The sequence below is a fragment of the Peribacillus saganii genome (genome assembly GCF_003429095.1).
GTDB lineage: Bacteria > Bacillota > Bacilli > Bacillales > DSM-1321 > Peribacillus > Peribacillus saganii.
This window is the reverse complement of the sequence record NZ_QVTE01000070.1, coordinates 24,381-33,952: the sequence shown is the minus strand read 5'-3', so window position 1 is coordinate 33,952 and position 9,572 is coordinate 24,381. Positions and strand designations below refer to the sequence as shown.

The window sequence follows — 9,572 nt, the reverse complement described above, 5'->3', positions numbered from 1 at the left end:
ATGACCAAGGATATTGATCTCTAGGGAGTTTCTCGACACTCTGACACAGGTCCCAAAATGATTTGGGACCTGTGTTTTATTGTCTTATTGTACTTTTGGAATGTGTTGCAAATTCCCATAAATTACTGGAACAATTAACTAAAATATATTCTCCCAGCTTTTTTGCAAGTTCACTTTCAGTACCAAATTCATCACGCCACGACCATAATCGTCTTGTGCTTAGATGGAGAGGGTGTTCATCTGTAAAACCCATCGCTGCGTGTACTTGGTGAGCGATTCGCGAGACAAGTCCCGCCGCATCTCCTAATTGGATTTTTGCCATCGCAGCTTCTTCAAAATTTAATTTATCGTCTATGTTGCTCATAACAAAATCGGCTATAACCATCGCCGCGGTTATTTCTCCTGCAATGATCGCCAACTGTTGCTGAATCGCCTGGAATTTACTAATCGGACGTCCAAATTGCGTTCTTTCTTTGGAATAAGCGACTGTTAAATCCAAAGTTTTTTCCAGAGCCCCAGTCATAAGCATTACACGCGATAATAATCCAGTTATATAAAGTTCATTCAGTTTATCCGCTTCCAGATAAGCAGCAGATTCCTTTTTTAGGTGAATGTTGTTCATGATTACTTCATCTCTAGGCTCTCCAGCAAGGTTTTCATGGGGATTAATGGAACACAAATCTAACTGGATTTTTGCCGCCATTAAATGGTTTTCATCGGACTTACCGAATACTGTAATGGATTTAGCATCTCTGCCCCAAGGAACATAGCTGGCTTTACCGGAAACAATCCAGCCGCCAGATATTTCTGTAAAATGAATTTCATTTGCCTGATTTACAGGTCCAAGTGTGCAAATCTCCGAATCTATAGGCAATCCACAGGAAGAAAGCAGCCAATTAGATAAGATATGTTCTGCTAGTGGAATAGGGGCGGCATAATAGCCTGCAATTTTTAAAAGTGCCATTAAATCACCTAAATCTCCCCCAGCTCCGCCATTTTCCTCATCAATGCCTATACCCATTACACCTAGTTCTTCAAGAGTTTTCCACAAAGAAATGGGAAAAACGCCCTTTTCAGCTTTTGCAATTAACTCCTTAGTGCACTGATCCTTCATCACTTTATTTATTGTATCTGCAAGCATTGATCGAATTTCACTCATCGAACTCCTAACCCCCTTGCAATAATTCCCCGAAGAATTTCTGTCGTACCGCCTCGCAGTGTGAAACCAGGTGCATGCAGAATCGCTTGGGCAAGCAAAGCATCAAACCTGTTATCTGACTCCATAGAGGGCTGGCTGGGAATCAAAAGCCTTGCGACATTTATTATTTCATTTTCATATTGAGTACCCAAGTCTTTCACTAGTGCTGCTGCGATATCGGGGGAGGTTCCTTTTTCAAGGAGAGCTGCTACCCCCAAAGACATTTTACGGAGAACCCATAATCTTGAAATTAATCTTCCAACTGCAATCTTTGCGTAATCCCCTGTCGCATTAGAAAGTTTTTTAACTAATTCCTCTAATAATGGATACGTACTCATAAAACGTTCGGGACCGCTTCTTTCATAGGCGAGTTCAGCCATACTCTGCTTCCATCCTTGACCTTCTTCGCCAATTATCATATCTTCCGGCACTACTACATCTTCCATAATCACTTCATTAAAATGGTGTTCGCCTGTCATTAAATAAATAGGCCGAATTGTTACCCCTGGGGAGGACAAATCAAGTAATATCTGGCTTAAACCTTCCTGCTTTTTTTCCCCTTGGGGCGAGGTACGGCAAAGTGTGATCATGTAATGGGCATGATGTGCACCGCTCGTCCAAATTTTACTTCCATTGATAACCCATTTATCGCCTTCTTTTCTGGCCCGGGTAGAAACAGAAGCAAGATCTGAACCCGAATTCGGTTCACTTAAGCCAATTGCAAAGAAGATTTCACCCCTTGCAAGCTTTGGCAAAAATTCTTTTTTTTGTTTTTCCGTACCATAGCGGAGCAGAAGCGGGCCTGTTTGGCGATCTCCAAACCAGTGTGCTGCCACTGGGGCGCCTGAAGCTAGCAATTCCTCTGTGACAACAAAACGCTCCAATGCCGATCGTTCGTGACCGCCATACTGTTTTGGCCAGGTCATGCCAAGCCAGCCTTTTTCTCCAATCTTGCGGCTAAATTCAGCCGAATAACCGCCTAGCCATGAATCACATTTCGGATTAAATGTTCCTCTGCTTCGCTCTTCTGTGAGAAATTGTCTAACTTCTTGCTGCAAAACTGATGCTTCTTCAGGTAAATTAACACTCGGGAGCTTTAATTCTTTCAAAGTTTTCCCTCCTCATTTTGGATTGGACTTTTGTCTAATACTATCTACCTTTAAAAATAGGTTTTCGTTTTTCGTTAAAGGCAATGAGTGCTTCTTCACGGTCTTTTGTATGGAGAACTTCTTCATAGGCTTCGGCTTCGATGATCAAGCCTTCCTCCAGAACAGCGTTTCGGCCATAATTAAGAACTTCCTTAGCCTTTTGTACAGAGATAGGTGCATTTTCATTAATCTCTTCTGCTAATTCAATTGCTCTTTGCAGAACAGATTTGTCTTCAGTAACTTCATTGAGCAACCCAATGGCCAACGCTTTATCTGCACTGATTTTCTTGCCGGTGAGTATCATTTCTTTTGCATATAAATCTCCTACCGCTCTCATTAGGCGCTGGGTACCGCCTCCTCCAGGAATAATTCCAATTTTCACTTCAGGAAGACTGAAGACACTGTTGGAAGAGCTGATACGTAAATCACAGGCAAGTGCCATTTCTAATCCTCCGCCAATACATAATCCATTTATTGCCGCAATTACAGGCTGCGGAAGCTGTTCAATCTGCCGATAAGTTTTTCTAATTTTATTTAAATATTCACGAACCTGACTCTTGTCCATCCGAATTCTTTCTTTCAGATCTGCGCCGGCCGAAAAAGCTTTTCTTCCGGAACCGGTTAAAATCACGGAACGAAAAATCTTTGAACTGGCAATATGCAAAATATTTTCATTTAATTGCTCAACTGTTTCTATATCAAGAGCATTGTACCCATTTTCCCGGTAAAGCTGTAAAATGGCTATCTCACCTTTTTCCTGGAAGACAACACTCATCAAGGCAACTCCTTAGAAAAGTATTTTTATCTCTCACCTAAACTTATGTTTATGCTTAAAACATTGGGCTGTGAAGGCAAGTTTTTGTTCCCGCCACATACCCGACAGAATGAACGGTCATTGAAGGCAACCGACTAAACTGCTCTGGACAAAACAGCGACAACCCCAGTCCCGATTGGCGTTGTTAGTTCCGGCTTGTATTGAGCTATCAGCCTGGGGAATTCCAACAAACATATCGAGCGAAGCATGGGCGGTTACTGTAAAGATTCCATGATCAATATGTATTTTTCCAGAACCAAATTGGTATTGCAGAAGAACATATTTATTCATTCTGCAATTGGTTTATCAAATTAGCTGTTCCGAAAACAATTATTGAATCGACATCACCCTACTTCAGGGAAATGTACCTGATAAAGTACAGTTCCCTGAATTTTAGCTTCTGCTTCCCCAATTTTTCTTAATATAGCGATTGCATCTGTTCTACATTACACTCATATTTCATGTTAATAATATTCGATGGTGGTGATGTTGTCATTGTCCACGCTCCACTTGATGATGAAACAAGCAGAAAAACAAAGTGGTTTCAGCTTATTTCTACATATTAAATAGCTTTTACCATGCCTCCATCAACCAGGAGCGAGATTCCAGTAACAAATGAGCTTGCATCCGATGCCAGGAAAGTAACTACTTTTGCGAATTCTTCCGGACTTCCATACCGGCCTAATGGAATCATCTTTTTGGAAGCCTCCTCTACCTGTTCCAGGCTTAGTCCCTGGTTATCTGCTTTGGTTTGATCCAAATAGGCTGTACGATCTGTGGCAATACGGCCTGGAGCAACGGTATTGATCAATATGTTGTGTGGGGCCAGTTCTTCCGCCAGGCTTTTGGCTAAACCGACAATCCCTGTTCGAAAGGTATTGGATAGAATAAGCCCAGGTATGGGTGCCTTAATGGATGAGGATGCTATGTTGATTATCCTTCCTCCCTCCTTCTTTAAATCAGGGAGAGCCGCTCTGATGATCCGTACATAGCTTAATAAGTTGAGTTCAAATGCTTTTTGCCAGTCTTCATCATTGAATTTATCAAACGTTCCGCCTGGAGGCCCTCCAGCATTGTTTATGAGAATATCAACTTTGCCAAGATCATCATTTGTTTGTTTAATCAGACGCTGGATTTCTTCTGGTTTTGTTATGTCACAAGGACAATACGATACCAGACCTTCCCCAATTCCCGCTATTTTTTCCTTAACGGTCCGCAATTTATCCTCATTACGACTTGTTAACATAATATGAGCGCCTTCTTTTGCCAATTGTATTGCAATGGCCTTTCCCAGTCCCTGACTAGATGCAATTACAAGCGCTACTTTACCTTTAAGATTCAATTCCATTTACGTCCCGCCTTTTTATCAATATTTTTTATGGTAACCGCGTTACACAAAACTGTTCATCATGGCCTAAAACTTCTGACTTTACTAGCCTTCCGGAAGCAACATCCAAAATTTCCTGATAGATTTCTTCTCCCATTTGCTCCAACGATTTATTCTCTGTTAATACTTGCCCCGCATTAATATCGATATTTTCTTTCATTTTTATATAGGTGTTTGGGTTCCCGGTTATCTTTATGACAGGGATTCCAGGAAAACCAGTAGGTGTCCCTCTTCCAGTAGGAAAAAGAATCATCTGCGCTCCAGCTGCAACTTGCCCTGTCGAAACCTCTCCATCATGTCCAGGCGAGTCTAATAGAAACAAACCTTTCTTATCTGGCTGATGCCCATACTTAATCACGCCGTTAAAAGAAGCATTTCCTGATTTTTTCATGCTGCCCAGTGACTTTTCTACTACACTTGATAATCCGCCCGCATAGTTTCCTGTCGAAATTAAATGTGTTCGTTCCTTATTGCTTGAATTTTGTGTCTGCCTTCTAAGCTTTTCTTCCGTTCGAAAAATGGTCTCGCGGATTTCAGCTGCTACTTGATCATTTACTGCTCTTCTGGCCAATATGTCTTCAGTGCCAATTAATTCAGTGATTTCACTGAGTATGGATGTACCACCTTGAGCGACAAGTTTATCAGAAGCATATCCGAGGGCAGGATTCGCGATAAGGCCTGATGTCATATCTGAGCCGCCGCAATTAAGCCCGATCATTAGCTCACTTGCAGGGACTTTTTCCCTGATTTGCCTTGAAGCAATTTGCTGCATTTCTCTAGCAATCTTGCTTCCTTTTTGAATGGCTGCCAATGAATCTCCTTCTGTTTGTATAACAACCGTTTCAAGCATTTTATTTGATGGGGCTATGCCCTCTGCTAATTCATAGGGAGAAAATCTTTCACATCCTAGTCCTACTACTACAACCCCTGCAAAGTTTGGGTTCTTTCCGATCGCAATCAATGTTTTGGCAGTAACCTCGAGATCTTCTCCCACTTGGCTGCAGCCGACTGGATGCCTAAAGTACACACTGCCGGGAACCTGAAAAGCAATTCTTTCAGCAACCTTGGCAGAACAAAAAACTGAAGGAATAATCGCAATATGATTTCTGACGCCTACAGACCCATCTTTTCTTTGGTAGCCCATAAAATTGTCAGCCATTTCATTTCATCCCTCTTTCACAGTACATATTGTGGTTATGGATATAACTGCCCTTCTTGACAGGTACCATCATCCTACCGATTTCCTCGCCGTACTTTAAAACGCTTTCATCTTTATCGATATCAAGGATCGCAAATTTATGGCCAAATGGTATGTCCTCGAAAACGGTAACTTCCTCTTCACGATTATTAAAGCGGATGATACATTCTTCACCTTGTTTAAGATCTGTGAGCGCTACGGCCACGTTGTCAAAGCTATCAATCACAAGTGCAGTTTTTTTGTTGCTTATATTAAGATCCAAATTGTCATCCCGCCTTTATTTAACTAAACTGGTGATTCGTTACTTTAGTTAATAAATCACCTTTTTCATCAAAGAGTAATTTATGGGTACCTTTTATGACAAATTTTCGGCTTCCAGCATTTAGTTCATGTAGAACCGGTGGTGAAACATACGCCCGATCCAAATGAAGCGTGTTTGGTATTTGTACTAGTTTAATTGACTCTTTATCAATCTTCGGCCCTAAACTATAGATGGCTGTTTCTATAGCTTCTTTATCCGTCGAATAAATCATGGGAAGCATGGCTCTTCTCAAAAAAGTAGCCGTTAATGCATTCATATATGTAGAGTTCCTGTCCATCTTGTCTACCAATCTTTGAGTTGTAAAATCTGCAAGCCCGATGCCTTGAGCATTGCCAAAAGATTGATCTGCTAAATCTAAAACAGCCAATTTGCTGACCGCCGGGCTATCCGGTTCGGGTAGGCCATCTATTCTCCATCTGCCAATAATGTTGGGATCCATTCCTGTACCGCTAAAACATTTTCCCATTTCTTCAACGATGAGCAAGTCAATGTTTTCAACTGGCAAACTTGGCATCATCGTTTTCGAATATTGAAGAAGCTCCGATTCTTTTGCATGCCAATCCTCGACAGAAACACCTACTATATCCGCTGTTTCATCGAAACCATTTTCTATAATCGCCAGCCCCATCAGAATCGGGCTATTTTGTATCGCATATAAAGAAACCTCTTCGATATTCTCAGCCATCTTCATTGCACCATCGCAATGGATGAAGGATGCTCCTTTTACTTTTCCCAGCCCAATTGTCACCATTTTGCTTAATCCGCTTTCAACCTTTCCTCTGAAAGCAGTATGGGCCTTTACCCGGTTAATAACCAAAATTCCGCCAGCATGATAGGCATTTTTGTCCATAAACACTGGCTGGCCTTTGTCAGTATGCCCGAGAAGTTCAACATCCATTGAAGAACGTATTTCTGCACCAACACTCGCTTCGGTAATCCCTAAATGTTTGAGGACTTCGATTTGTCCTTCAGCAGTTGCCCCGCCGTGACTCCCCATTGCCGGAACCAGAAATGGCCTATAGCCTGACTCTTTAAGATAGCTCACACATTCCTTAAGAATTTGTACAATATTTGCTATGCCACGGCTTCCCGCTGTAATTGCTATTTCTGCATTGTCAGGCAGCATGTTCAACCTGAGGTATTTCTTCATCTCGGATGCAATCTTTCCCCTGATATCTGTCAGCTTATCATCTGAAAATTTTTGTTCTATCTCATACAATTCAAACACGCAATCACTCCCATATACTACTGTTATGAAGCAAGTAACGGTCCTGAGGTTCATTTAAAATCTACTATAATAAGGTAAGTATATGATATTTCTGAAAATTATGTCAATAAATCATTACTTTTATTTATGTTTTACATTAATATTATAGATATTATAAATAAATTAAAATATAATTATTTTCATAATATTATAGATTTTTATCCTTTACTATAGAATATGGGAGTGGGATCATGGCAGAAGACAATCGTGAAAAGAAATTAACATCCTATGGGGATGCAGGGTTCAGTAAATTTATCCGTCAAGCATTCAATCGGCATCTCGGATTTGATACAGAAGATTTTAATAAACCGGTTATCGGCATATGCAATACGAAAAGTGAAATAAATCGCTGCCATGCACATATCGGGCCCCTTGTTCAAGCAATTAAGAATGGAGTATTAATGGCAGGTGGCATTCCGCTAGAGTTTCCTACCATTTCTCTTGGGGAAATCAACACTAGTCCAACGACTATGCTTTATCGTAATCTTGCTGCTATGGACACAGAGGAAATGATCCGGGCACAGCCAATCGATGGGGTCGTATTAATTGGGGGATGTGACAAGGTTACCCCTGCTCAATTAATGGGAGCTGCAAGCGCTGATATTCCTTCCATAATCATTACGGGAGGACCAATGAATAATGGTGAATATGAAGGGAGAACTCTTGGTGCCTGTTCTGATTGCCGATTTTTTTGGCAGGAATATCGCGGAGGAAAAGTGAACGAACAAGAGATTGACGCTATTAATAAAGCATTAGCCCCTACTGCTGGCCACTGTATGGTCATGGGAAGCGCAAGCACGATGGCTGTTTGTGCTGAAGCAATGGGAATGATGCTTCCGGGGGGAGCAGCGATTCCTGCAACTGACAATAGGCGTCTGCAGCATGCGCTAGAAACAGGAAAACAGATCGTTCAATTGGTCGATAAGGGAATCAAGCCTTCACAGATTATTACTAGAAAATCTCTGGAGAATGCGATCCGTATGCTAGTGGCTGTAGGAGGTTCCACAAATGCAGTGATTCACCTGATTGCTATCGCAGGACGATTAAATATCGACTTGCCTTTAAGTCTCTTTGATGAAATCAGTAAAACAACTCCTTTTATTGCTAATTTAAGGCCAGCAGGCAAATATCAAATGGAAGATTTCTTTAAAGCCGGAGGTGCACCCGTTGTCTTAAAAGAACTTGAAAATCTCTTGCATAATGAGGAGCTTACCGTAACCGGAAAAACTCTCGGTGAAAACATTGCCAATGTAAAATGTTCTGAGACGTACCGGGAGATTATTACTCCTTTCGATCGGCCATTACATAAAGAAGGCGGCATTGCGGTATTAAAAGGGAATCTTGCCCCAAATGGAGCTGTTATCAAGCCTAAGGCCGCTTCTAAGGATTTGTTAACCCATAAAGGGCGTGCGGTTGTATTTTCATCACTGAAAGACCTGGAAGAACGAATTGATGATCCGGAATTAAACATCACCGCTGATGATATCATGGTGCTGCAAAATGCGGGACCGGTTGGTGCCCCAGGTATGCCGGAAGCCGGAATGCTGCCTATTCCGCAAAAACTCTTAAAAGAGGGTGTCCGGGATATGATCCGTATTTCTGATGCAAGGATGAGCGGAACAGCCTTTGGAACTGTAATCCTTCACACAGCTCCAGAAGCGGCTGTAGGAGGACCCATCGGTCTTGTAAAGACAGGTGACATAATTGAGGTGGACATTGAAAAGCGTTTGCTGCATCTGCATGTCACAGAAGAAGAATTAGAAAACAGACGGACAGTATGGAATCCTCCGCTGTTTGAAGAACGTGGTTATACACAACTTTATCAGAAACATGTTTTGCAGGCTGATCAAGGCTGTGACTTTGACTTTCTAGTACAGAAGCCAAATAAGGGCTTGTAATTACAAACCATGAACCTGTTATCTGGTTATACTTGATTGGGAAGGCAAGTTATCTTATTAACCGTCCGCCCGAGGGCGCTTGAAAAATCAAAACGATTCATACCGGTATCTTGAATTTCATTGTAAAGGCTGTCCCCTTAGGAGGACAGCCCTTTTTTGTGTTAGGATTTTAAATCCTTTATCCGATTGGACAAAAATTGGAATCCAACAATTTGGCATTCTACAACATTTCCGTCGCGAATCACCACAGCCCCTGGTGTACCCTCTGAGATAATATCCCCTGGCAGAATGGTCATCACTTTTGAGTGGAATGACCCTGGATTGAATGTCATGTTCGAAA

10 protein-coding genes are annotated in these 9,572 nt (G+C 41.7%); 1 reads left to right on the top strand and 9 read right to left on the bottom strand.

The genetic code is table 11. From position 1 onward, the window contains the following. Positions 1-76: 76 nt before the first annotated feature. From D0469_RS20290 to D0469_RS20255, 8 genes are all read right to left on the bottom strand, one after another. Positions 77-1,159 (bottom strand): acyl-CoA dehydrogenase family protein, encoded by a 1,083-nt coding sequence (locus D0469_RS20290; RefSeq protein WP_117328535.1) that lies wholly within the window; start codon positions 1,157-1,159, stop codon positions 77-79. Next, on the bottom strand, positions 1,156-2,307 hold the full coding sequence (locus tag D0469_RS20285) for an acyl-CoA dehydrogenase family protein (RefSeq protein ID WP_117328534.1): 1,152 nt from the start codon (positions 2,305-2,307) through the stop codon (positions 1,156-1,158). The genes D0469_RS20290 and D0469_RS20285 overlap by 4 nt, the downstream gene beginning before the upstream one ends. Before the next feature lie 40 nt (positions 2,308-2,347). Beyond that, a complete protein-coding gene (locus tag D0469_RS20280; RefSeq protein WP_117328533.1) occupies positions 2,348-3,121 on the bottom strand; it encodes an enoyl-CoA hydratase-related protein in 774 nt (257 codons plus the stop codon). A 383-nt stretch (positions 3,122-3,504) separates the two neighbouring features. Continuing rightward, complete coding sequence (locus D0469_RS22200; RefSeq protein ID WP_117328536.1) at positions 3,505-3,591, bottom strand: DUF111 family protein; 87 nt, start codon at positions 3,589-3,591, stop codon at positions 3,505-3,507. Positions 3,592-3,722: 131 nt separating this feature from the next. Then, the gene (locus tag D0469_RS20270) at positions 3,723-4,508 is read right to left on the bottom strand and encodes an SDR family oxidoreductase (RefSeq protein WP_117328532.1); all 786 of its coding nucleotides are present in this window, start codon (positions 4,506-4,508) and stop codon (positions 3,723-3,725) included. 28 nt (positions 4,509-4,536) lie between these two features. After that, positions 4,537-5,706 (bottom strand): UxaA family hydrolase, encoded by a 1,170-nt coding sequence (locus tag D0469_RS20265; RefSeq protein WP_117328531.1) that lies wholly within the window; start codon positions 5,704-5,706, stop codon positions 4,537-4,539. Position 5,707: 1 nt separating this feature from the next. Next, positions 5,708-6,007: a UxaA family hydrolase gene (locus D0469_RS20260; protein WP_117328530.1), complete on the bottom strand. Its 300-nt coding sequence runs from the start codon at positions 6,005-6,007 to the stop codon at positions 5,708-5,710. Between the two features lie 19 nt (positions 6,008-6,026). Then, a complete protein-coding gene (locus D0469_RS20255; RefSeq protein ID WP_199478595.1) occupies positions 6,027-7,295 on the bottom strand; it encodes a nickel pincer cofactor-dependent isomerase, group 22 in 1,269 nt (422 codons plus the stop codon). Between the two features lie 230 nt (positions 7,296-7,525). On the opposite strand from D0469_RS20255, the gene D0469_RS20250 reads away from it, so the two are divergent. Next, complete coding sequence (locus tag D0469_RS20250; protein WP_117328529.1) at positions 7,526-9,232, top strand: IlvD/Edd family dehydratase; 1,707 nt, start codon at positions 7,526-7,528, stop codon at positions 9,230-9,232. A gap of 161 nt (positions 9,233-9,393) precedes the next feature. Here D0469_RS20250 and D0469_RS21800 read toward each other — a convergent pair whose 3' ends face one another. After that, complete coding sequence (locus D0469_RS21800; RefSeq protein ID WP_233523129.1) at positions 9,394-9,528, bottom strand: fumarylacetoacetate hydrolase family protein; 135 nt, start codon at positions 9,526-9,528, stop codon at positions 9,394-9,396. Positions 9,529-9,572: the final 44 nt, after the last annotated feature.